Source organism: Geothrix paludis, from assembly GCF_022808815.1.
In the GTDB taxonomy this organism is placed as follows: Bacteria; Acidobacteriota; Holophagae; order Holophagales; family Holophagaceae; genus Geothrix; species Geothrix paludis.
On the sequence record NZ_JAKZLC010000005.1, the window covers coordinates 14,906 to 37,180 of the forward strand.

The following is a 22,275-nucleotide window of genomic DNA, read 5'->3' on the forward strand; positions in this document are numbered from 1 at the left end:
GCGGATGTCGCTTCGAACCCTGCCCTCCTCCGAACGCGCCTTCGCCACCTTCGTGGTCCTGGCCCTGGGGGCCTTCCTCGCGGGCGGCCTGGCCTTCGCCGCGCGACAGGAGCGCCCGGCGGCAGCCGCGCCGCCGGCCCGATCCCGCCTGATCACCGTGCTGGAAGGCGTCATGGCGCCCAACACCAACCCCGCCCAGGTCGCGGTCTTCCGGACCTGGGTGCAGGGCGGCGCCACCCGGGAAAGCTTCGCGCCCGTGGAGGCCATCATCGCCAACAACTGCGCCAGCTGCCACGGCGACGGCGGCCAGTATCCGCGCCTCACGAGCTACGAGGATCTGCGGCCCCTGGCCCTGGAGGAAACCTCCGAGGGCCTCTACGCCACGATCGGCGCCCGGGGCCTCCATCTCGCCGCCTTCCCCCTGGTGTTCCTGGCGGTGGCGGTCCTCTACCTGCGGCGGCTGAGGTGGCCGGGCCGCCACCTCCTCATGGGGGGCTGCGCGGTGGCCGTGCTGTTCGACGCCACCCTCTGGTGGATGCGCCAAGGCCACCCTGGCACCGCCTGGGCGCCCTGGGTGGCCCTGGGACTGCTGGCCGCGAGCTACCTGGCCGCGGCGGCCTTCGTGCTGGTGGAGGTCTGGCGACGGCCGGACGAGGAGTCTATTGAGCTGTAGGCTCGTCGACGAAGTCGTCGTCGGAGAGGCCGCTGTCCGGGGGGAGCTTGGCCAGCTCGGCCTTGACGAGGGCCTGGTGCTGCACCTCTTCGTCGCGGAGCTCCTCGAAGAGGGCGCGGACCTTCGCGTCCTTCAGGGAGGGGAGGGCAGCCACGAAGAAGGCGTGGGCCTTGACCTCGGAGGCCAGGGCCGCCTTCATGGCCTGGCGCGGGCTCATGAAGGCGCGGGCCTGGTCGTAGTCAGGGGCCTCCACCTCGAAGACCATGGCCCGGGTGACCGTGGGCGTCACGCCGCCGAACAGCTGGCTCCGGCGATCGGCCAGCTCCTGTCCGTGCTTGGCCTCGTTCACCGCCATGAGGCGGAAGAACTTGGCGGCATCCGGTGTCCGGTGCTGGTCCATCTGCGCCGCGAATTCCTCGTAGCGCTCCTTGGCCTCGTCCTCGATCAGGACGGCCAGATCGAGGGCATCCATCAGGCTCAGGCTGGCGAAATCGATCCGTGCGGCCATGGGGCCTCCCGTCACTTCTTGATGAAGAGATCCAGGATGCGCTCCTTGGGGAGGGCGCCCTGGGACAGCTGGGCCTGACGCTCGCGGATCAGGGCGTCGTAGGTCGGAGGCGGCTCGGGATTCTTGTAGAACACGCCCAGGTGCAGCTTCTCGCCGTAGTGCTGGGCGAGGTCCATGGCCGCCAGCCGGTCCGCCGGGTCGTGGCCGATGGCGGAGAGGCTCTCGCTGATGGCCTTGAGGCCCTTGATCTGCTGGGCCTCCTCGCCGTAGGTGACGCAGGGGGACTGGACGTTCACGAAGGCGAAGCCGGGGTAGCGGATGGCCTCCTCGAGGGTGGCCGCCATGCCCGCCAGGTCCGTGGGCGAGGCCTGGGCCACGAAGCCGGCGCCGTAGGCCAGCACGTAGAGGAGCGGGTTCACCGGGTTCTCGAGGCTCCCGTAGGGCGAGGTGCAGGTGGTGCGGCCCTTCTGGGAGGTGGGCGAGAGCTGGCCCTTGGTGAGGCCGTAGATCTGGTTGTCCATCACGATGTAGGTGATGTCGATGTTGCGGCGGATCAGGTGGGCGATGTGGCCACCGCCGATGGAGAAGCCGTCGCCGTCGCCGCCGGCCGCCAGCACCAGCAGGTCGGGGTTGGCCAGCTTGATGCCCTGGGCGATGGGCAGGGCGCGGCCGTGCACCGTGTTGAAGCCGTAGGCCGTGGTGTAGCCGGGAATGCGGCTGGAGCAGCCGATGCCCGAGATGAAGGCGACCTCATGGGGCGGGCGGCCGACGGCGGCCAGGGCCCGGTAGATGCCCTGCACCACGGAGTAGTCGCCGCATCCGGGGCACCAGATGGGCTTCAGGTCGCTCTTGTAGTCCTTCGCTTGGAATTCGCCGGGGGTGGTCATGGTAGCGCTCATGGTGAACCTCACTCCTGGGGCTGAAGCTTGCCCTCGTGGCTGCGCTGCAGCTCCGAGAGGAGATGGTGGAGGGCCGCGACGATCTCGCCGGGCAGGAAGGGGTTCGCGCCGCTGCGGGCCAGGGACTGGAGGCCCTTGGGCAGGTCGAGGTGCATGCGCAGCACCTTGAACGTCTGGGCCAAGTGGGACTGCTCGACCACGAGCCCCTTCTGAACCGAAGCGAAGAAGTCGCGGTAGGTCTGCTCGGCCACGGGGTAGAGCAGGTAGGGCACCATGAGCTTCACGTCCAGGCCCTCGGCCTGGGCCATCTGCAGCGCCTCGCGGCAGACGCCGGCCACGCTGCCCCAGGCCACCAGAGCCAGGGGGGCGTCGGGGTTGCCGGTGATCTCGAAGAGGTCCTTGCGCTCCTTCAGGGGGTCCAGCTTCTTGATGCGCTTGTCGTTCATGCGCTGGTGGACGGAGCCGCTGTTCGTGGGCGCGCCGGATTCCACATGCTCGATGCCGGAGGCCAGGTAGGTGCCGCCCAGCATGCCCGGATGGCTGATGGGGCTGATGTGGTTCTCGGTCTGCTTGAACCGCTTGTAGTCCTGCAGGTCCGCGCCGGCGGGGACCAGGCGGTTGATGATCTTGAACGTGCTGGTGTCGATGGGATCCAGCGTCTCCTTGCGGGAGGCGATCTCCTGGTCGGAGAGGATGATCACCGGCGTCTGGTAGTACTCGGCGATATTGAAGGCCTCCACGGTGGTGCGGAACATGTCGGCCACGGAGGTGGGGGCGAGCACGGGGCGGATCACGTCGCCGTGGGCGGAGAAGGCCGCCGCGAAGAGGTCGGACTGCTCGGTCTTGGTGGGCAGGCCGGTGGAGGGGCCGCCGCGCTGCACGTCGACGATCACGAGCGGCAGCTCTGCGATGCTGGCGAGGCCCATCATCTCGGACTTCAGGGAGAGACCGGGGCCGCTGGTGGCGGTCATGGACTTCTTGCCGGCGAAGGAGGCGCCCACGGCCGCGCCGATGCCCGCGATCTCGTCCTCGGCCTGCAGCACGGCGCCGCCGTACTTCCAGACGTGGTTGGTGAAGAACTGCATGATCTCGGTGGAGGGGGTGATCGGGTAGCCGCCGAAGAACTGGCAGCCGGCGAAGAGGGCGGCGGCCGCGCACATGTCGTTGCCGTCGGTCAGGAGCTTCACGGCGCCCTTGCTCGAGGAAGGCACGACGGTCATGTCGGCCTTGAGCGGATGGGACTTCGCGAAGGCCACGCCCGCGTCGAAGGCCTTCTGGTTGGCTTCGACGAGCTCCTGGCTCTTCTTGGCCAGCTTCTTCGAGATGCCCTTCATCACGGCTTCGCCGCCGATGCCGAACCAGCCGGCGATGAGGCCCAGCACCACGGTGTTCTTGGCGCGCTCGGTGCCGGCGGTCTCCTTGGCCATGGCGGCGATGGGCACGGCGATCACCTGGAGGGGCGTCACGCCCACCAGGGGGATCTGGTTCTCGGGCACGCCGGTGGCGGCCTCGTAGATCACCACGGTGGTGCCGGCCACGGGCAGCTCGGCGCCGAACTTGAGGAAGTCCTCCCAGTTCAGGGCCACGGCCACGTCGAGGTTGCCGCCGGGGTTCAGGACCGGGTCCGTGCTGATGCGCACGCGGCAGGAGGACTCGCCGCCGCGGATCTGGGAGCCGAAGCTCTTGGTCATCACGCCGTGATAACCCTCCGCCGAAGCAGCCTGGAGAAGGGAGTCGCCGGCGGAGACGATGCCATCGCCTCCTGAACCGGCCATTCCGAAGACAAGATCCTTGCGCATGGGCACCTCGGACTGAGGGTGATGTGCGCGGCACCGGGCCACTTTCCGCCGCCCGCCGCCGCCCACTGGAAGACGCAGTGTCGTTCCATCCACCCTACCCCCGGGGGGCATTGCTTTTCATCACACCTTCCCGGCGGGAAGGCCCTGCCATTGCGGTGTCAGCCCAGCTGGGCGAGGTCTTCGGGGGCGCCGAGGCTCAGCGCGGTCACCTCCAGGCCCCGCTCCTTGGCTTGCCGCTTCACCAGGCCCGCCAGGACCTTGCCCGGGCCCAGCTCGAAGTAGGAGGTGACGCCCTGGTCCAGCAGCAGGTCCAGGGTGGCCTGCCAGCGCACGGCGCCGGGAATCTGGCGCACCAGCCCGTTCCGCAGCGCCTCGGGTTCTGAGACCGCGGCTCCGTCCACGTTGTTCACCAGGGGGCAGATGGGGGCCTTGAAGGCCAGGCTCCGCAGGATGGGCTCCATGCGAGCCTGGGCGGGCTCCATCAGGGGCGAATGGAAAGGGGCGCTCACGGGCAGCTTCATGGCCTTGCGCCCGCCGCGGGCCTTGGCGGCCTCCAGGGCCGCGTCCACGGCCTCGGCGTGGCCGGCGATGACGATCTGGCCGGGGCCGTTGAAGTTGGCGGGTACCACGATCTTCCCGGTCGAGGCGGCGGCCTCGGCGCAGCTGGCCTCCACGTCCGCCTGGCTCATCCCCAGGATGGCCGCCATGGCGCCCACGCCCACGGGCACGGCCTCCTGCATGGCCCGGCCGCGCTCGCGCACGGTGCGGACCGCGTCCTGGAAGCCCAGGGCGCCCAGCGCCACCAGGGCGCTGTACTCGCCCAGGGAATGCCCCGCGGCGAAGTCCGGCTTCGGCAGGCGGTGGGCCCAGGCGCGCACCACCATGGTGCTGTGGGTCAGGATGGCGGGCTGGGTGTGCTCCGTCAGCTTCAGCGTGTCTTCGGGCCCTTCGGCCATGAGCTTCGAGAGCGGGAAGCCCAGGGCCGCGTCCGCGTCCTGGAGGACGACCCGCGCCGCCGGCTCGGCCCCCGCCAGCGCCACGCCCATGCCCACCGCCTGCGATCCCTGCCCCGGAAACAGCCAAGCCACTTTGCTCATACAACCCTCCTGAATTTCCAGACAAAAACTGCTTGCCACCAAGACACCAAGGCACCAAGAAAGACAGATCTGCTTCTTTGCTTTTCTTGGTGTCTTGGTGTCTTGGTGGTGATCTTTCCCCTCAGTCCTGCGGCAGGAGCATGGCCACGCGCTCCTGGATGCGTTCGTGGAGGCGGTGCTCCGCGGCGCGCAGGGCGGCGCGGATAGCGTTGCGCACGGCCTTGTGGTCGCTGCGGCCATGGCCGATGATGCTCACGCCCTTGACGCCCAGCAGCGGCGCGCCGCCGTACTCGGCATAGTCGAGCTTCTGCTTGAACCGCTTCATGGCGGGCTTCGCGAGAAGGCCCGCCAGCTTGGTGATGGGCGACTCCATGAAGCTGTCCCGCAGGCCGCCGATGATGCCCTCGGCCAAGGCCTCGCTGGACTTCAGCACCACGTTGCCCACGAAGCCGTCGCAGGCGATGACGTCGAAGTTGCCGTTCCAGATGTCCCGCCCTTCGGCGTTGCCTTCGAAGCGGATCTCCATCTCGCGGAGCATGGCGGAGGCGTCCTTGGTCACGTCCGTGCCCTTGCCGTCCTCCTCGCCCACGCTGAGGATGCCCACGCGGGGCCGCTCGAGGCCGAGCACTTCCTCGGCGTAGACCGAGCCCATCACGGCGAACTGGGCGATGTGCTCCGCCCGGCAGTCCACGTTGGCGCCCACGTCCAGGAGGACCGTGGGCCCGCCCTTCATGTTGGGCATCACGCTGGCCAGGGCCGGCCGGTCCACGCCCTCGAGCTTGCCGATGACGAGGCTGGAGGCCACCATGGCCGCTCCCGTGTGGCCCATGGAGACCACACCGTGGGCCCGCCCCTCGCGGACGAGCTGGGCGGCGATGCGGATGGAGCTGTCCTTCTTCTCCTTGAGGATGCTGGTGGCCTTGTCCTCCATGACCACGGTCTGGGAGGCATGGACCACTTCCGCGCGGGTCAGCAGCTCCGGCGTGAAGCCGTGGCGGGTCAGCTGCGGACGGAGCACCGCCTCATCCCCGACGAGGAGGAGGAAGAGTCCCGGCCAGGCCTGGAGGGCCTCCCGTGCGCCCAGCAGCGTCGCATGGGGAGCGTGGTCGCCCCCCATGACGTCCAGTGCGATGCGATGACCGTCCACTGGACGGCTCTTAGGCGTTCTCGGCGACGCGGACGGCCAGCTTGCCGCGATAGAAGCCGCAGCTGGGGCACACCCGGTGGGGCAGCTTGGGGGTCTGGCAGTTGGGGCAGGTGCTGGCGCTCATGGCCTCCAGCGCGTCGTGGGTGCGCCGGCGGTCGCGGCGGGCCTTGGAATGGCGGCGCTTGGGATTCGGCATGGCTTGCTCCTAGGGGAAAAACGCAAAGTTCCAGGTTAAGGGTTTCAGGATTCCGGGTCCAGCTTGATTCCCGCCAGCGCCTTCGTGAGGGCTCGGTTGAGGGCGGAGGGGGCCTGCGCCGATCCGGTCGGGCACTGGCAGGGGCCCTTGTTCCAGTTCTTGCCGCAGGTGGGGCAGAGCCCCTTGCAGTCCTCGGCGCAGAGGGGGTGCATGGGGGCCTGGAGCTCGAACTGCTCCCGCACCAGCTCGGCCTCGTCCAGCGTGTCCTCCGGCAGGAAGACCACGTCCAGGTCCTGGGAGCCCAGGGTATGGGAGCCGCGGCCCACCAGGTCGGGATCCTTGCTGCCCAGGAACTGGCTCTCCACGGAGATGGGCCGGTCCAGGGGCGCGAGGCAGCGGCTGCAGGCCCCCTGCCACACCGCCTGGCCCTTCACCTCAAGGAAGACATCGCCGTCCGAGGCCAGCGCGAACACCGACCAGGCCAGGTCCCGCAGGGAGACACCACCCTCCAGCGCCACCTGGTCGGTGGTGCCGTTCAGGCGGAGGCCCTCCAGGGGCAGCTTATGGAGATCGATCACTTCTTGGCTCCAGCATCCGCCGCCGGGGCATCCGCCTTGGGGGCCGCCGTGCTGCCCGCCCCGCTGACGGGGGAGGAACCGGTCACCTGGCCGGGGGTCCGGGTGATGGGGCCCGCGTCCTCCTGATTGCCGGGGTCGCCGGCGCACTTCAGCTCGTAGGTGGCCCGGCTGGACTTGCCTTCGTAGGGCTGGCCAAAGGGATCCTGGGCGGCCATGCCCACCTTGATGAGGCTCTCCTTCACCAGCGAGGAGTTGCCGTCCACCATGGCGTCGAAGCTGCCGAAATCCGGGAAGCGGCCATGCTTGAGGTAGTACTGGTCGAGCCCCTCGGCCACGATCTTGAGGTCGTCCTGGGCCTTGAGGTAGCGGGCCTGGGCCGAGTGCTTCTTGTACTGCGAGAAGCCCAGCGTGCCCAGGACGGCGATGATCATCATCGCCACCAGGAGCTCCAGCAGGGAGAATCCGCGGTCTCGTCGGCAGGCGTGGGTCGGGGTCATGGGAGGGTCCGGGGTGAGGGCTCGTCTGCGGCGCATCCGAGCGTTACAGTGTGCCAGAAATGGCTGAAAAAGCAAGGATCCATCGGCATCATGCGTCCTTCGGCCCATCGGTTCCGCCGCCTTCGTCCACCGGGACGGGCGGGAAGTCGGCGGGCCAGGGGAAGTCCTGGGGCAGGGCCTCCAGGCCCCCGAGTTCGGCCAGCCAGTAGCGGTAGGCCCGGAAGCTCATGCCCAGTCGCTTGCCCGCCTTGGTCTTCACCCCGCCCACTTCTTCCAGGGCGCGCTTGAGGAAGTGGCCCTTGAGGGCGTTGATCCAGGTCTCCAGGTCGAAACCGTCCGGGGGGATGGTCAGGGGAGCCGGGCGTCCCGCGCCTTCGCTGACGCCGGCCTGGCCGAAGCCGTCCGGAAGCAGGTCCCGGGTGATGGGTCCGCCGGCGTTGAGCGCCACGCAGCGCTCCATGAGGTTCTCCAGCTCCCGCACGTTGCCCGGGAACCGGTAGGCCAGGAGCTGAGCCATGGTGTCCGCGTGGAGCTGCATGGGCGGCTTGCCCAGCTTCTGGCAGAACCGGCGGATGAAGTGCTCCGCGAGGATGGGCAGATCGTCCAGACGCTCCCGCAGGGGCGGCAGCTCGATCTGGAGGATGTTCAACCGGTAGAAGAGATCCTCGCGGAAGGCCCCGGATTCGGCCCGGGCCCGCAGGTCCCGGTTGGTGGCGGCGATGACGCGCACGTCCACGGGCCGCTCCTCCGTGGCCCCCAGCCGGCGGACCCGCCGTTCCTGCAAGGCCCGCAGCAGCTTCACCTGCAAGGGCAGCGGCATCTCGCCGATCTCGTCCAGGAAGAGGATCCCGCCGCCGGCCTCCTCGAAGAGCCCGCGCTTCATGGCGCCGGCTCCGGTGAAGGCCCCCTTCTCGAAGCCGAACAGCTCGCTTTCCAGCAGGGCCTCGGGCAGGGCCCCGCAGTTCACAGGGATGAAGGGGCCCTTGGCCCGGTCGGAATAGCGGTGGATGAGCCGGGCCACCACTTCCTTGCCGGTGCCGCTCTCGCCGGTGAGCAGCACCGTCGTGTCAGCGCGCGAGACCTTGCCGATGAGGGCGTTGATCTTCCGCATGGTCGGACCCACGCCCACCAGCTCGCCCAGGTCCTGCGGCAGCGGGACTTCGGGTTCCGCAGCGGCCAGCAGGCCCTTCAGCGTCCCGATGAGCTCTTCGTGCTTGAAGGGCTTGGTGATGAAGTCCACGGCGCCCTGGTTGAGGGCCTGCACGGTGGTCTCCGTGGTGGCGTAGGCGGTCATGATCACCACCGGCGTCTCCAGGCCCTGTTCCTTCATCCAGGTGAGCAGCTCGATGCCGGAGCCGTCCTTCAGCTTCAGGTCCGAGAGCACGCCGTCGAAGGTGGTCTCCCGGAGGGCCCGCCGCCCCTCCTCGATGCCCGAAGCGGCCTCGCACTTGAAGCCGGCCCCCTCCAGGGCCAGGGTCAGCACCTCCCGAAGGCCGGGTTCGTCCTCCACCAGCAGGATCCGTTGGGTTGAGGCGAGGGACATGGCAACCTGGAGAAGTGACGCGTTAGGTCAGTTACCCTATCTTGAACCCTTTCGTGGAGTCCCGTGAAGCACGTCGTGTTCGCGCACCGGAAACTGTCCTTCGGGGGGGGCGAGCGGGTGCTCCTGGAGCAGGTGGCGGCCCTGGCGGGGCTGCCCGTGAAGGTCAGCGTGATCTTCCGGAAGGAGCCCGGGAAGCGCGACATCGAGCCCGAGCTGCGGCAGCGGAATCCGAACGTGGCCGAGGTGCTCCACCTCCCCGGCGCCGTGGGCGCCTTCCGCTGGCTGCGACGGACCCGGCCCGACCTGCTGGTGCTCTGCAACCACAAGGGCGTGCAGCGGGCCCTACCCTGGCTGGCGCGGTTCGGCCTGCGCATCCCCACCGTCCTCACCCTGCACGAGCACTACGAGCGCCACCTGCGCAAATACCGCGGCGTACGGAACCTCGTGGACCGGTGGATCTGCACCTACGACTTCACCACCGCCGTGCGGCAGCACCTCGGCACCGCCCCGTGCAGTATCATCCACCCCCTGTATCCGCGGGCCGAGGCCCGGGCTGCCACCGCCAAGGACCGCGCCGCCGCCCGCCAGCAGCTGGGCTTACCTGGCACCGGGGTGGTGGTGGGGTATGTGGGCCAGATCGACGGCCGGAAGGATCCCGTGTCCGTCCTGCGCTTCACGGAAGCCCTTGGGGGTGAGGCCGCCCTGCTCTTCGCGGGCCGGGAAGAGCCGGAGACCGCTGCCACCCTTCAGGCCGCCCTGGACACCTCGCCCCTGAAGGGCCGCACCTGCCGCCTGGGCCCCCTGCCCGACTTGGGCCCCGCCTTCACGGCCCTGGACCTCTACGTCATGACCAGCCGCAACGAGGGCTTCTTCCCCCTGGCCCTCATCGAGGCCCTGGAACGGGGCGTGCCGGTCCTGGCGCCCACCGTGGGCGGCATCGGAACCATGCTGAAGGACGGCGAGGGCGGCTTCCTCATCCCCAAGCCCGACGATCGCAAGACCATCGAAGATGGCCTGCTGCGCGCCGCCGCTGCCCGGATCGCCCCCCTGCTGGCGGATCCCGCCGCCTGGGAAGCGCAGCGCGCGAAGGCCCACGCCTTCGGAACGGCCCTCACCCGGGACTACGACGCCGCGGCGAAGTTCCGCGAGGCGGTGGCGCCGTGGCTGTGATCCCCGAGCACGCCACCTGGGTCCGCTTCCCGCGGTTTGTCGGGGACGCCGCCATGCAGCTTCCCGTACTGCGCCTGCTGCGGCAGATCGACGCCGGCCCCCTGGTCGTCTGGGGGCCGAAGACCACCGTGGGCCTGGTGGCGGATACGTGGTTTTGCGACGCGGCCCTGCCGGACGAGGGCAAGCCCGGCCCCTTCGCCATGGCGCGCATCCTCCGTGAGCACCGCGCCGCCCGCAGCATCCACTTCCCCAAGTCCCTGCGGCCCGCCCTGGCGGCCTGGCTGGCGCGGGTGCCCGAGCGCATCGGCGTGGATGAGAGCCTGGCAGGCCCCTTCAACACCCACAGTGGCCCCTTCTGGGACGCGGAAGGCCCCTTCCTGCTGCGCTACCACGAGGTGCTGAAGCGGCGCTGGCCGGACCTGCCGCCCATGCCCTACGCGGATTTCGATCCTCAGGTGGCCATCGACAAGCCCGCGGAGCGCTACATCTGCCTGATGCCCGGCTCCACCTGGCCCTCCAAGGCCTGGCCCGTGGAGCACTACCGGAGCCTGTTGCTGAAGGCCAGGTCCGAAGGGTACGCCGTGGCGGTGCTGGGCTCGCCGGACGAGGCCCCCACCTGCGCGGCGGTGGCCGGGGCCGAGGGCCTCGATCTCTGCGGGAAGACCTCCCTCAAGGAGGCCGCGGCCTGGATGCGCGGCGCCGCGGCGGTGCTGGGCAACGACTCCGGGCTCAGCCACCTGGCCGCCGCCACCGGCGCGCCGGTGCTGGCCCTCTATGGCGCCACAGACCCCGGCGGATCCACCCCCTGGGGACCGCAGAGCCGCGGCCTGCGCAAGGATGGCGTCCCCTGCGCGCCCTGCTTCAAGCGGGACTGCTTCACCCCCGGCCACCCCTGTCTCGCGGAGATCGGACCGGATCAGGTCTGGGCCGCCCTCCGCGACCTGATCTGCGGATAGAATCACAACTCTTCCCCACGAGGTCCCGATGCTCCGCCGCCTCTTCTTCGCCTGCGCCGCCGTCACCCTCATGGCCCAGGCCCCCGCCATCCACTTCGACAAGACCCACCACGACTTCGGCCGCATCACGCCGGACCGGAAGGTGGCCGCGAAATACCGCGTGACCAACACCGGCAACGCCGTCCTGAGCATCACCCAGGTGCGGCCCAGTTGCGGCTGCACGGCCACGGTCATCGGCAAGTGGTCCATCGCGCCGGGCGAGAGCACCGACCTGGAGGCCACCTTCGATCCCCGGGGCCTCAAGGGCGGCGTGCGCAAGTCCATCGAGGTGGTCTGCAACGATCCGAAGGCCCCGGCGACCAGCCTGACCCTCGAGGCGGAGGTGGTGCAGGAGATCATGCCCTCCGTCGAATCCGTCTATTTCCACAACGCCCCCAAGTCCTCCACCTCGCGCAGCCTCGTCCGCTACACGAGCGGCACCGGCGAGCCGGTCCAGATCGTGGACGTGAAGGCCCCCGGCGCGCCCTTCCTCGCCTTCGCCTACCGGCAGGAGGGCAAGGACCTGGTGCTGGAGGTCGCCTTCGATGGCCGCAAGGTGCCCGCCGGCCGGTTCCGCGGCGTGGAGCAGGCCACGGTGCACTTCACGAACCCCCGCATGAGCCAGATGGGCCTGAACATCCAGTGGGAGCTGAAGCCTTCGATCCAGGCCACGCCGGTCGAGCTGGTCTTCCAGGACGCTGCCGGCCGCGAGCTGCGGCAGAAGATCGCCGTCAAGCAGGCGGAGGGCCGCGCCTTCCGCGTCACCGGCAGCCGCTGCTCCCTCACGGGCGTCCGGGTGGAGGGCCTGGGCCAGCGTTCCGCCAGCCAGGAGCTGTCCGTGGTGCTGCCCGCCTCCCTGAAGGCCGGCCGGTACAGCGAGGTCCTGTCCCTGGCCACCGACGACCCGGACCAGCCGGAATTGACGATCCGCCTGGCCGCGATCTTGAAATAACAGCAGAACGTCAAGGTCTTCGCGATTCCTCCTTCGTCCACCCCGGATGGGGCGATAGCCTGGAGGGATGCCGGAGTCCCGCAGGTCCCACCTCTTCGCCGTCTTCGCCATGGCCTCCATCGCGGCCGTGTGGGGCGGCGGCTTCCCCGCCACCAAGTACTGCCTCCAGGCGGGGCTTTCGGTGGGGACCCTGCTGACCCTGCGCTTCGCCATCGGGACCGCGGGACTGGGCCTGATGCTGCTGGTGCTGCGCGTACCCATCCGGCGCCGGGACGCCCTGGACGGCCTCTGGCTGGGGCTCGTGCTGGCCACCATCTTCTGGGCGCAGACCGACGGCCTCCGGTTCACCTCGCCGTCCAAGTCTGGCTTCATCACGGGGCTCTACGTCATCTTCACCCCGCTCGTGGCGCTGCTGGCGGGCGACCGCCTGCGGGCTTCGCACGGGCTGGCCGCCCTGGTGGCCGTCACGGGCCTGGTGCTGCTGGTCCGGGTTCCCGGCGCGGCCTGGGGGGGCTGGACCCGGGGCGATTCCGAGACACTCCTGGCGGCGGTGCTGTGCGGCTTCCACATCGTGATGACGGCCCACTTCTCGCGCCGGTCCTCCGGGTGGGTGCTGGCCTTCATCCAGGTGGCCGTCACGGGAGCGATCTCCCTCGCCATCACGTTGGCGCTCCCGGCGCCTCACAGCTTCCAGGGGGCCGGTCCCGCCCTCGCCCACGCAGGCACCTGGGTCTCCCTCGGCTTCATGGGACTGCTGGCCACCACCCTCGCCTTCTACGTGCAGAGCACCATGCAGGCCCGTCTGGGGGCGACGGAGAGCGCCATCCTATTCAGCCTCGAGCCGGTCTGGACGCTGGCCATCTCCGTCAGCGGCTTCGTCCCGGGCATCCGGGAGCACCTCAGCCCAACGCAGCTCGCCGGCGGCCTGTTGATCTTCGCCGCCACCTTCGTGGCCGAACTGGGACCGAGACTGCTGAAGCGGTTCCAGCGGCCGGAGGCCGAAGAGGCCATCGGATAGGACCCGAAGCGAGGTTCCACCGCATGAACCGGCGGGTCCTCCAGGTTTCTGCTGGTCACGGAAGCCACGGAAGAAAGCCGGAAGGCACGGAAAAGGACAGGAGCGTCTGCTCCGCAAGCGCGGGGTGCATCCCGGGGGCGCATGGGGTCGTGTCCTTGGAAGCACGGCCCAGGCGCCCCCGGGATCACTTCCGGCTGCGCCGGAAGCCGCCTTCGGCGGACCCGCGCGACGAGCGCCACGGCCCCTTCCGTGTCTTCCGTGAGATTCCGTGGCTTCCGTGACCAGCGCCCTTCTCCGTGTCCTCTGCGGTGCTCTGTGCCCTCTGCGCTCCGGCTTTCCAACTCGGGAGGGCCTCGGACCGCTCCCACATAGCCGGTATCCTAGTGGGGTAGAGGAGTGGGCATGTTCATCGTCACGGGCGGCGCGGGATTCGTGGGCAGCAACCTGGTGCGGGAGCTGAACCGCCGGGGGCACACAGACATCCTCGTGGTGGACAACCTGGCCCGGGCGGAGAAGGCCCGGAACCTGGCGGACCTGACCCTCTCGGACTACATGGACAAGCGGGAGTTCCGGGCCCGCCTGGACGCGGGAACGCTGGACCTGCGGCCCGAGGCCGTGTTCCACAACGGCGCCTGCTCCGACACCATGGAAACCGACGGCCGCTACATGATGGAGAACAACTACGGGGACTCGAAAGCCCTGCTCCACTGGTGCCTGGCCCGGAAGACGCCCCTGGTCTACGCCAGCAGCGCCGCCACCTACGGCGCCAGCACGGACTTCGAGCCGGTGCCGGCGAACGAGGGCCCGCTCAACGTCTACGGATACTCCAAGCTGGCCTTCGACCAGCACGTGCGGAGCCTGATGGCCGCCATCCAGAGCCCCGTGGTGGGCCTGCGCTACTTCAACGTGTTCGGCCCGCGGGAGGGTCACAAGGGCCGCATGATGTCCGTACTGCACCAGCTCCTTCGCCAGCTGAAGGAGGAGGGCGTCTGCCGCCTCTTCGAGGGCACAGAGGGCTATGGCAACGGCGAGCAGCGGCGCGACTTCATCTTCGTGGGCGACATCGTGGCCATCAACCTGCACTTCGGCGGCGGAGCCATGGCCAAGGGCATCGTCAACGCGGGCACCGGGAAGGCCCGCAGCTTCAACGACATCGCGAAGACCCTCATCGCCCACCTGGGGCAGGGCCGCATCGAGTACATCCCCTTCCCTGACGCCCTGCGGGGGAAGTACCAGAGCTTCACCCAGGCGGACGTGCGCAGCCTCCGCGCCACGGGCTACACCGCGCCCTTCACGGAGCTGGAGGCCGGCATCACCGCCACTCTCGCGGAGATCTAGGGCCGGATCCTCAGCCCCTGCGGTCCAGCACCACGAGCGTCACGTCGTCCACGAAGGGCGCCGGGGCGTTGAAGCTGCGGGTCTGGGCGATGATGGCGGCCGCGGCGTCCTCCGCCCCGGCGGGCAGCTCGGCGCAGATGCGACGCAGGCCGGCCTCCTCGAGCATGGTGCGGTCCTCCCGCTCCACCTCCACCAGGCCATCCGTGTACAGCACCAGGCGGTCTCCCGGCAGGAACTCCGCGTCGTGCTCCATGAAGGGCAGCTGGACGTCCAGCCCCAGCATGAAGCCCTTGCCCCGCAGCACCTCGGAGCGCTGCAGCCCGCCCTGGGATCCCCGCACGATGCGCAGCGGCGCGCAGTGGCCAGCCGCCACGTAGCGGATGCGGTTCGTAGCGGGGTCCAGGCGGCCCAGCCAGGCCGTGGCGAACTGTTCGGCCAGAGTGGAGCGGCACAGGTCCTCGTTCATGCCCGTGGCCCAGGCCAGGGGCTCGCCGCCCAGCCGCACCTGATTCTCGAAGGAGGTCTTCACCATGGCGGAGATGAGCGCGGCGGTGACGCCGTGGCCGCTCACGTCGGCGATCATCATGGCCGTGCTGCCGTCCGGCAGCGGCAGCACCGCGTAGATGTCCCCGCCAATGCCGGCGGCCGGCAGGTAACAGTGGGTGTAGCGCACCCCGGGGCCCTCGCCGGGAAGCTTGGGCAGCAGGCCCATCTGGAGGGCGGCGGCGAGCTCCATCTCCTCCTGCACGCGCTCCTGGAAGGCGGTCAGCTCCTTGTTCTGGCGCTTGATCTCCTTCTGCATCCCGATGAGGCGGAAGGTGGAATCCACCTTGGCCAGCACCTCCTGGGCGTGGAACGGCTTCGGGATCATGTCATCGGCGCCCAGGGACAGGCTGCCGATGCGCGAGGCCGTCCCATCCAGCGCCGAGAGGATGATGAAGTAGACGTCCTGGGTGGCGGGATCGCTCTTCACCCGCTTGCACAGCTCGTCGCCGGACATCTCGGGCATGCGCAGGTCCGAGATGATGAGATCCGGCTTCAGGCGGGCCATCTCCGCGATCGCCTCCACGCCGTGGCCCGCGGTCAGGACCTGGTAGCCCGCCCGCTTGAGGTAGAAGCTGAGGATGTCCCGGATGGGCGCTTCATCATCCACCACCAGGACCACGCCCTTGGCCATTCAGACCCTTCAGGAAGGCCCCTGCGGGGCTGTCACGCCCCGCGGAGGGCGTCCTGCTCCGTGGCGAAGATGGAGAAGTAGTTGGTGAGGTTCGTCTGGTCGAAGGTCTTCTTCACGGGCGCGGGAAGGCAGGACAGGTGCAGCTTCCCGCCGGACTTGTCCACGCTGTTCCGGGCCGCGACGAGCAGGCCCAGGCCTGAGGAATCAATGAAGCTGACACCCTCCAGGTTGATCACCAGGAGCTTGGGCTGGGCCGTGGCCACCGTTTCCCGGATCACATCCCGCAGCTGGGCGGTCACTTCGAAGTTGACCTTGCCCTGAATCGACACCACGGAAGCGGTGCCCTCTTGGCGGGTCTGGATGTTCAACATGGCTCCTCCTGAAGAATTCCCTGAAGCACTCTCCGGCGCGCAGCGTCACGCTGGCGTTGTTTGTATTCCGAATGGGATGCTGGACCTGAACGTGAGCTTTGAAACCCTGATTGTTCCATCACTTGGACTTCGTGTGCGAAGAAGAAAGTAAACTCCTCCTGTTCCTGGATCAACTCTGGAATCCGGGCGAGGTCCGCCAGGTCCCCGTGTCCCAGGCCACGGAGGCGGTCCTGGAGGGTTTCAAGCACGGAGGCGCCGGGGCCCGGGAGGCGGATCAGGGTGCGCGCCGTGAACTGGATGGCTGAGTAATCCTTGCTGGAAAATGGGTTCTGTTCAATGCCGCCGGTCTTGAGGGCCAGGGTGCTGCTGAGGACCTGCCGCTCTTCGGGGCTCAGGTCCTGGATCTGGAACAGGGGCGGCAGGGTCTCCGTCCAGGCGGCCAGGGCGTTCAGGTCGATCATCAGGTTCCGGCTGCGGCTGGGCTTGATGTGGGTCGGCATCAGCACGTGGTGGTCCAGCAGGAAGCGGATGGCCATGAGCACGCCCAGGCGGTCCTCGGCCACGAAGCGGATGCCGATCTGGTCGTAGATGGTCTCGGCGACGTTCTCGGGCTTGTGGAGCATCTTCAGGAGCATGGAGACGCGATCCTTGTTCTCCTTGCGCTCCACGGCCACGAGCGGCACCTCGTAGGCGCCCCGGAGCAGCCAGCGCCCCTCTTCGCACACCAGGAACTGGTCGTAGCGGCTGAACACCTGGCGCTGGATCTCCGGGAGGTACCGGAGGTTCACGTTGTGGTCCACGTGGAAGAGGGTGTGCATCACCCGGAGGATCGCACAGGCCCAGCGGCCACTGAGGGTGCGCGGGCGCTCCGAGGCCCAGACCAGGAGGTCGAGGGGATCCCCGACGGCGCGCAGCTCGTTCGGGACATGCAGGTTCGTGCCTTCGAGCACCACCCCTTCGAGGAAGTCGATGGCGTCCTCGTAGATCTTCACGACCTTGGCCCGCTGCGAGGGGACGCTCATGTCGTAGCCGTAGTTGAGGGCGAAGGTCCAGGCCTCGTCGGACGACTGGATGCGCAGGCCCTCCAGGTCGATGGGCGACCCCCCGCCAAGGATCACCTGGGTGACCTCCGGCGGCATGGGAAATAGGGCATGGTGACGCATGACGTCCAGCATCTTCACCGACTTTCCTCAGTATGAATCATAAAAAAACGGGGCGCTCCGAAAAAGGAACGCCCCGTTGTTGGAACCGCTTCGATCCTACTTGATGGCGAACGCGGCCACGAGCACGTAGATCACGAGGGCCTCGATGAGGGCCAGGCCGATGATCATGGTGGTGCGGATGTTGCCGGCGGCCTGGGGGTTGCGGGCCACGCCCTCGCAGGCGGCGACCACGGCCTTGCCCTGGGCCAGACCGCAGCCGGCGGCCGCGATGGCGAGGGCGATGTGGGCGGTGAACTGACCCTCGAAGAGGCTCTTCGTGGCAGCAGCGGGGGCGCCCTGCGCGAAGGCGACGGCGGCCAGGGTGAACAGGAAGGCGGTGGTGAGGAACTTCTTCATGGTGGTGCTCCTAGGTGGTGCCCGAAGGGTTCGGAATCCCGCAGGCGGTTGAAATCTTTTCACATGCGAAAAACGTAAGCGAGCCATGCCCGCTCACGTTTTTCGTAGGATCAATGTTCGTGGCTGACGGCGCCGCTCAGATAGATCGTCGCCAGCATCGTGAATACGAAGGTCTGGATGAGCCCGAAGAAGAGGCCCAGGAACATCATGGGCACCGGCAGGAGGATGGGCATGAGGCCGAAGAAGATGCCCGCCACCACGTGCTCGCCGGCGATGTTGCCGAAGAGACGGAGGGAGTGGCTGAGGATTCGGCTGAGCAGGCCCAGGATCTCCAGGGGGAACATGAGGATCGACAACCACCAGATGGGGCCGGCGAAGTGGGCCCAGTACTTCAGGAAGCCCTGTTCCTTCATCCCATGGAAGTTGTAGTAGCCGAACACCACGAGGGCCGCGCCCAGCGTCACGTTCCAGTTGCTGGTGCCGGGGCTGAGGCCGGGCAGGAGGCCGAAGAGGTTGTTGAAGAAGACGAAGAGCGCCATCGTCCCGATGAAAGGAAGGTACTTCTCCCCGTGATGGGCGATGTTGTCGTTGATCATGCCCTTGAGCCACTCGACCACGCCCTCGAACATCTGCTGCAGGGGGCCGGGGATCCGGGAGAGATTCTTCCGCACCAGGGCTGTGAAGAGCATGGTCACCAGAGCCGCCAGGGCCGCGTTCAGCAGATGGTCATAGCGCTCGAGGATGGACAGGGCGGCCCCATGGGCGAACCCGGGCCAGGGGTGCTGCGACAGGTGCAGGACCTGGGTGAGCCACTGGGCGAGCAATGATGCGTGGTGTTCCATCTCGGTCGGACCTCAATCAGGCGGCGTGGCTTCGGGTTTCCGGAAGGCCAGGCGGAGGGCTTCCAGCAGGATACCGGCCACAAAGAGAAGCACTCCCATGGCCAGCGGCAGGGCTTCCGCCGGGTATCTCCCCATCATCCCACGCAGCACCAGCGCGATCAACGCCAGTTTGCCGATGGACAGGAAGCCGTAGAGCCACCTCCGGCGCACCGACGGCGTCAGCATGCGGGCCGTCAGGTAGCGGTGGAGCACCCAGAAGCCCAGGCTGGCCAGGGCCCCCACGCCGAAGGCCAGGGCCGCGGTCCAGGAGCGCAGGAACCCCCAGAGGGGAACGCCCAGGAGGCCCAGGGCCACCATGGCCCAGGTCACCCGGCGGAGATGGTCCTCGCCCTCGTCCCTGCCCTCACCCCTGCCCTCGTGCGTGCCTGCGCTCCCGCCCTCACTCATGGCGGTCCTTCCCGTCCTTGAGGCGCTTCAGCTCCTCCGCATCCCGCTTCGCCATGCGCTGGTTCACCTTGTAGAGCTCCCAGAAGGCCGTGCCGATGCCCCAGACCAGGCCCACCCACTGCCCCGCCGTCGCGTGGCCGAAGCGCCCGCCGATCCAGCGCCCGAGGAAGAACCCCAGGGCGATGCAGATGGGAAAGGTCAGGCCCAGGGACATGAGGTCGCCCCACAGGGCCCGTTCCCCGGGATCCGCGTCCCCGCCGCGCCTGAAGATCACCGGTGCCCCCCAAAGAAAAGGCGCGGGTCACCCCGCGCCTTCCAGTGTACGGCCGAGGCCTACACCCACGTAACCTTAGAGGCCCAGTCCACCAGCCAGGGCCCGAACGCCGTGGCCACCAGGACCAGAGCGCAGGCCAGGGTCACCACGAAGACCGAGGTGGCGCCCATGGGAACGGCCTCGCCCTCGGGCTCCCGGAAGTACATCTCCTTCACCACGCCCAGGTAGTAGTAGGCGCCCACGGCGCTGGTGAGCAGCGCGATCACGGTGAGGGTGACGAAGCCCTGCTCGATGGCCAGCTTGAAGAGGTAGAACTTGCCGAAGAAGCCCGCCAGGGGCGGGATGCCGGCCAGGCTGAGCATGAAGACCATCATGGCGAAGGCCAGCACGGGATGCTTGCGTCCCAGCCCCTTGAAGTCCTCGATGCGCTCGCCTTCGCCCTTGCCCTGGAGGTAGATCACCACGGCGAAGGCGCCGGTGTTCATCACGATGTAGATGAGCATGTAGAGCCACACGGCCTGGGCCCCGGCCCTGGGATCGCCCGAGAGGACGCCCAGAAGCATGTAGCCCACGTGGGCGATGCTCGAGTAGGCCAGCAGGCGCTTCATGCTCTCCTGCCGGACGGCGGTGACATTGCCCAGGATCATGCTGGCCCCGGCGATGTAGCAGAGGGGCAGGACCCAGTCGCTGGACACGCCGTGGAGGCCGGCGCCGAAGACCCGCAGGAAGGCGGCCAGGGCGGCGGCCTTCGGAGCGGTGGCCATGAACATGGTGATGGGCGTCGGGGCGCCCTCGTAGGCGTCCGGCGACCACATGTGGAAGGGGACCGCCGCCACCTTGAAGGCCATGCCCATCAGCACCATGAGCACGCCCGAGAACACCAGGAGGTTGCTGGTGGTGGGTGTCAGCGCCAGCGCCTGGTTCAGGTCCGCCAGGTTCGTGGTGGTTCCGCCGGCCGCGCCGTAGAGCAGGCTGATGCCGTAGACGAGGATGCCGCTGGAGAAGGCGCCGAGCAGGAAGTACTTCACGCCCGCTTCCACGCTGGTGGCGCGGTCCCGGAGGTAGGCCACCAGGATGTAGATGCAGATGGCCATCAGCTCGAGGCTGAAGTAGACGGAGATCAGGTCCGAGGCGCCGCAGAGGAAGAGCATGCCCGCCAGGGAGAACAGGATCAGGGCGTAGTACTCGACCGTCTGCTGCTTGAGCCCGTTGAGCAGCTTCACGCTGAGGGCCACGGTGGCCGCGGCGCCCAGCACGCACAGCATCTCGAAGCCCCGGGTGAGGCCGTCCATGCGGAACATGCGGGAGAACCCTTCCCCGTCCGGCGTGCGGCCGATCAGGGCCGCCGTGATGGCGAGGACCACCAGGGTGATGGGGGCCCACCGATGCTTCTCATTCCGGTTGAAGAAGAGGTCGCCGGGCCACAGCATGAGCGTGGCCACGACCATCAGGAAGAGTTGGGGCGTGATGAGGTGCGTGTCCCGAAGGAGCGCGTCCAGAAGCCCCTGTGCGAAGCCGGTCATCAGTGGCCTCCGCCGTGGCCATGGGTTTCGGGGGCAGCAGCTTCGTGGACGGGAGCTTCATGGCCGGCAGGCGCCGCTTCCTCGTGGTGGGCCGGGGCGGTCATCCCCTGCATGCCGAGCTTGGCGGCGACGGCCTGCTGGGCGGCCAGGGACTGGGCGGCGTGGTAGCCGGGGGTGATCTGCTCCACCAGCTTGCGCACCGGCGCGTCCATCACATCCATGATGGGCTTGGGATACATGCCGATCCAGAAGGCGGTCACCACCAGGGGCGCGAAGTAGAGCACCTCGCGGAGGTTGAGGTCATCCATCTTCTCGTTGACGGCGGTGATGGGTCCGAACATCACACGCTGGTACATCCACAGCAGGTAGGCGGCGCCGAGGATGATGCCCAGGGTGGCGACGACAGCGGCCCAGGGGAAGGCCTGGAAGGCGCCCATGAGGACCACGCCCTCGCCGATGAACCCGTTCAGCAGGGGCAGCCCCAAGCTGCTCATGGTCATGATCATGAAGATGGTGGCGTAGACGGGCATGCTCTTCGAGAGGCCGCCGAAGTCCGCGATCATGCGGGTGTGCCGGCGCTCGTAGACGATGCCCACCGCGAGGAAGAGCCCGCTGGTGCTGATGCCGTGGTTGATCATCTGGAACATGCCGCCCTTGATGCCGTAGGGGTTCAGGGCGAAGAGGCCCAGCATGCAGATGCCGAGGTGGCTCACGGAGGAGTAGGCCACCAGCTTCTTCATGTCCTTCTGGATCATGGCCACCAGGGCGCCGTAGATGATGCCGATGAGGGACAGGATGAGGAAGGGTTTCAGCAGCATCTTGGTCGCATCGGGCAGGATGGGCAGCAGGAACCGGACGAAACCGTAGGTGCCCATCTTCAGGAGGATGGCGGCGAGGATGACCGAACCGGCCGTGGGTGCCTGCACGTGGGCGTCCGGCAGCCAGGTGTGGAAGGGGAACATCGGGACCTTGATGGCGAAGCCGATGAAGAAGGCCAGGGCCAGGAGGATCTGGTAAGTCTTGGTCTGCTGGGCGATCACGGGGGCCATGGCGTGGAAGCTGGCCAGCGAGAAGTCGTAGACGCCCGTCGTCTTGTGCTGCAGGAAGTAGATGGCCAGGATGGCCACCAGCATCAGCACGCCGCCGGCCAGGGTGTAGAGGAAGAGCTTGATGGCCGCGTAGAGCTTCTGCGGGCCGCCCCAGATGGCGATGAGGAAGTACATCGGCACCAGCATGACTTCCCAGAACAGGTAGAAGAGGAACATGTCCTGGGTGATGAACACGCCGAGCATGGCCGTCTGGAGCACCAGCATCCAGATGTAGTACTCCTTGTGGCGCTCCGTGATGGCGCTGAAGGAGCAGGCGATGGCGATGGGGCCGATGAAGGTGGTCAGCAGCCAGAGCAGGAGGCTGATGCCGTCCATGCCCACACTGAACTTCACCCCGATGGAGGGGATCCAATTCCAGGCCTGGGCCCACTGGACCGCGTCGCTGGCCCGGTCATAGCCGAACCAGAAAACGGCGCTCATCAGGAAGCTGACGATCATCACCAGCAGGGAGCCGATCTCGAAGACCCGGCGCTGGTCCTTGGGCACGAGAAGCAGGACCAGCGCCCCCAGAAGGGGCAGAAAGGTCGCCACCAGCATCAGTGTCGTGTTTGCGGTGAACATGG

The 22,275-nt window shown here is 68.2% G+C and carries 24 protein-coding genes; 6 read left to right on the plus strand and 18 right to left on the minus strand.

What is annotated here, in order from left to right; genetic code table 11:
* Nucleotides 1-4: 4 nt before the first annotated feature.
* Nucleotides 5-673 carry a c-type cytochrome gene (locus MLE64_RS12685; protein ID WP_243318145.1) on the plus strand — a complete coding sequence of 223 codons (669 nt, stop codon included), beginning with the start codon at nucleotides 5-7 and terminating at the stop codon, nucleotides 671-673.
* Here MLE64_RS12685 and MLE64_RS12690 read toward each other — a convergent pair.
* The 9 genes from MLE64_RS12690 to MLE64_RS12730 form a co-directional block, all read right to left on the minus strand.
* Nucleotides 660-1,181 (minus strand): ferritin-like domain-containing protein, encoded by a 522-nt coding sequence (locus tag MLE64_RS12690; protein WP_243318147.1) that lies wholly within the window; start codon nucleotides 1,179-1,181, stop codon nucleotides 660-662. The two genes, MLE64_RS12685 and MLE64_RS12690, sit on opposite strands and share 14 nt — an antisense overlap.
* An 11-nt stretch (nucleotides 1,182-1,192) precedes the next feature.
* A complete protein-coding gene (locus MLE64_RS12695; protein ID WP_243318149.1) occupies nucleotides 1,193-2,080 on the minus strand; it encodes a 2-oxoacid:ferredoxin oxidoreductase subunit beta in 888 nt (295 codons plus the stop codon).
* Between the two features lie 8 nt (nucleotides 2,081-2,088).
* On the minus strand, nucleotides 2,089-3,879 hold the full coding sequence (locus MLE64_RS12700; RefSeq protein ID WP_243318151.1) for a 2-oxoacid:acceptor oxidoreductase subunit alpha: 1,791 nt from the start codon (nucleotides 3,877-3,879) through the stop codon (nucleotides 2,089-2,091).
* 158 nt (nucleotides 3,880-4,037) lie between these two features.
* Nucleotides 4,038-4,976 carry an ACP S-malonyltransferase gene (gene fabD, locus MLE64_RS12705; RefSeq protein ID WP_243318153.1) on the minus strand — a complete coding sequence of 313 codons (939 nt, stop codon included), beginning with the start codon at nucleotides 4,974-4,976 and terminating at the stop codon, nucleotides 4,038-4,040.
* 121 nt (nucleotides 4,977-5,097) lie between these two features.
* Complete coding sequence (gene plsX / locus MLE64_RS12710; protein WP_243318155.1) at nucleotides 5,098-6,123, minus strand: phosphate acyltransferase PlsX; 1,026 nt, start codon at nucleotides 6,121-6,123, stop codon at nucleotides 5,098-5,100.
* Between the two features lie 10 nt (nucleotides 6,124-6,133).
* Nucleotides 6,134-6,319: a 50S ribosomal protein L32 gene (rpmF, locus tag MLE64_RS12715; protein WP_243286464.1), complete on the minus strand. Its 186-nt coding sequence runs from the start codon at nucleotides 6,317-6,319 to the stop codon at nucleotides 6,134-6,136.
* A gap of 44 nt (nucleotides 6,320-6,363) precedes the next feature.
* Nucleotides 6,364-6,897 carry a YceD family protein gene (locus MLE64_RS12720; RefSeq protein WP_243318157.1) on the minus strand — a complete coding sequence of 178 codons (534 nt, stop codon included), beginning with the start codon at nucleotides 6,895-6,897 and terminating at the stop codon, nucleotides 6,364-6,366.
* Nucleotides 6,894-7,394 carry a type II secretion system protein gene (locus MLE64_RS12725; RefSeq protein WP_243318159.1) on the minus strand — a complete coding sequence of 167 codons (501 nt, stop codon included), beginning with the start codon at nucleotides 7,392-7,394 and terminating at the stop codon, nucleotides 6,894-6,896. The genes MLE64_RS12720 and MLE64_RS12725 overlap by 4 nt, the downstream gene beginning before the upstream one ends.
* An 88-nt stretch (nucleotides 7,395-7,482) precedes the next feature.
* Complete coding sequence (locus tag MLE64_RS12730) at nucleotides 7,483-8,937, minus strand: sigma-54-dependent transcriptional regulator (RefSeq protein ID WP_243318162.1); 1,455 nt, start codon at nucleotides 8,935-8,937, stop codon at nucleotides 7,483-7,485.
* Nucleotides 8,938-9,000: 63 nt separating this feature from the next.
* Between MLE64_RS12730 and MLE64_RS12735 the strand changes: the two genes are divergently transcribed.
* From MLE64_RS12735 to rfaD, 5 genes are all read left to right on the plus strand, one after another.
* Nucleotides 9,001-10,107: a glycosyltransferase family 4 protein gene (locus MLE64_RS12735; protein ID WP_243318164.1), complete on the plus strand. Its 1,107-nt coding sequence runs from the start codon at nucleotides 9,001-9,003 to the stop codon at nucleotides 10,105-10,107.
* The gene (locus tag MLE64_RS12740) at nucleotides 10,098-11,063 is read left to right on the plus strand and encodes a glycosyltransferase family 9 protein (RefSeq protein WP_243318165.1); all 966 of its coding nucleotides are present in this window, start codon (nucleotides 10,098-10,100) and stop codon (nucleotides 11,061-11,063) included. Before MLE64_RS12735 ends, MLE64_RS12740 begins: the two co-directional genes overlap by 10 nt.
* Before the next feature lie 28 nt (nucleotides 11,064-11,091).
* Nucleotides 11,092-12,054 carry a DUF1573 domain-containing protein gene (locus MLE64_RS12745; RefSeq protein WP_243318167.1) on the plus strand — a complete coding sequence of 321 codons (963 nt, stop codon included), beginning with the start codon at nucleotides 11,092-11,094 and terminating at the stop codon, nucleotides 12,052-12,054.
* Nucleotides 12,055-12,121: 67 nt separating this feature from the next.
* Nucleotides 12,122-13,072, plus strand: a complete 951-nt coding sequence (locus MLE64_RS12750) for a DMT family transporter (protein ID WP_243318169.1) — start codon at nucleotides 12,122-12,124, stop codon at nucleotides 13,070-13,072.
* Between the two features lie 402 nt (nucleotides 13,073-13,474).
* On the plus strand, nucleotides 13,475-14,410 hold the full coding sequence (rfaD, locus tag MLE64_RS12755) for an ADP-glyceromanno-heptose 6-epimerase (protein WP_243318172.1): 936 nt from the start codon (nucleotides 13,475-13,477) through the stop codon (nucleotides 14,408-14,410).
* Nucleotides 14,411-14,420: 10 nt separating this feature from the next.
* Here rfaD and MLE64_RS12760 read toward each other — a convergent pair whose 3' ends face one another.
* The 9 genes from MLE64_RS12760 to MLE64_RS12800 all read right to left on the minus strand — a co-directional run bounded on the left by MLE64_RS12760 (nucleotide 14,421) and on the right by MLE64_RS12800 (nucleotide 22,273).
* Nucleotides 14,421-15,587 (minus strand): PP2C family protein-serine/threonine phosphatase, encoded by a 1,167-nt coding sequence (locus MLE64_RS12760; RefSeq protein WP_243318173.1) that lies wholly within the window; start codon nucleotides 15,585-15,587, stop codon nucleotides 14,421-14,423.
* Nucleotides 15,588-15,619: 32 nt separating this feature from the next.
* On the minus strand, nucleotides 15,620-15,958 hold the full coding sequence (locus tag MLE64_RS12765; protein WP_243286474.1) for an anti-sigma factor antagonist: 339 nt from the start codon (nucleotides 15,956-15,958) through the stop codon (nucleotides 15,620-15,622).
* Complete coding sequence (locus MLE64_RS12770; protein WP_243318593.1) at nucleotides 15,952-17,133, minus strand: TIGR04552 family protein; 1,182 nt, start codon at nucleotides 17,131-17,133, stop codon at nucleotides 15,952-15,954. The genes MLE64_RS12765 and MLE64_RS12770 overlap by 7 nt, the downstream gene beginning before the upstream one ends.
* 84 nt (nucleotides 17,134-17,217) lie before the next feature.
* On the minus strand, nucleotides 17,218-17,517 hold the full coding sequence (locus tag MLE64_RS12775) for an ATP synthase F0 subunit C (protein ID WP_243286476.1): 300 nt from the start codon (nucleotides 17,515-17,517) through the stop codon (nucleotides 17,218-17,220).
* Between the two features lie 110 nt (nucleotides 17,518-17,627).
* Nucleotides 17,628-18,359, minus strand: coding sequence for a F0F1 ATP synthase subunit A (gene atpB, locus MLE64_RS12780; protein WP_243286477.1), 732 nt, complete (start codon nucleotides 18,357-18,359; stop codon nucleotides 17,628-17,630).
* 12 nt (nucleotides 18,360-18,371) lie between these two features.
* Complete coding sequence (locus MLE64_RS12785) at nucleotides 18,372-18,806, minus strand: hypothetical protein (protein ID WP_243318175.1); 435 nt, start codon at nucleotides 18,804-18,806, stop codon at nucleotides 18,372-18,374.
* Complete coding sequence (locus MLE64_RS12790) at nucleotides 18,799-19,080, minus strand: AtpZ/AtpI family protein (protein ID WP_243318177.1); 282 nt, start codon at nucleotides 19,078-19,080, stop codon at nucleotides 18,799-18,801. The genes MLE64_RS12785 and MLE64_RS12790 overlap by 8 nt, the downstream gene beginning before the upstream one ends.
* A gap of 59 nt (nucleotides 19,081-19,139) precedes the next feature.
* Nucleotides 19,140-20,603: an NADH-quinone oxidoreductase subunit N gene (locus MLE64_RS12795; protein WP_243318180.1), complete on the minus strand. Its 1,464-nt coding sequence runs from the start codon at nucleotides 20,601-20,603 to the stop codon at nucleotides 19,140-19,142.
* Complete coding sequence (locus tag MLE64_RS12800) at nucleotides 20,603-22,273, minus strand: complex I subunit 4 family protein (RefSeq protein ID WP_243318182.1); 1,671 nt, start codon at nucleotides 22,271-22,273, stop codon at nucleotides 20,603-20,605. Before MLE64_RS12800 ends, MLE64_RS12795 begins: the two co-directional genes overlap by 1 nt.
* Between the last annotated feature and the right edge of the window lie 2 nt (nucleotides 22,274-22,275).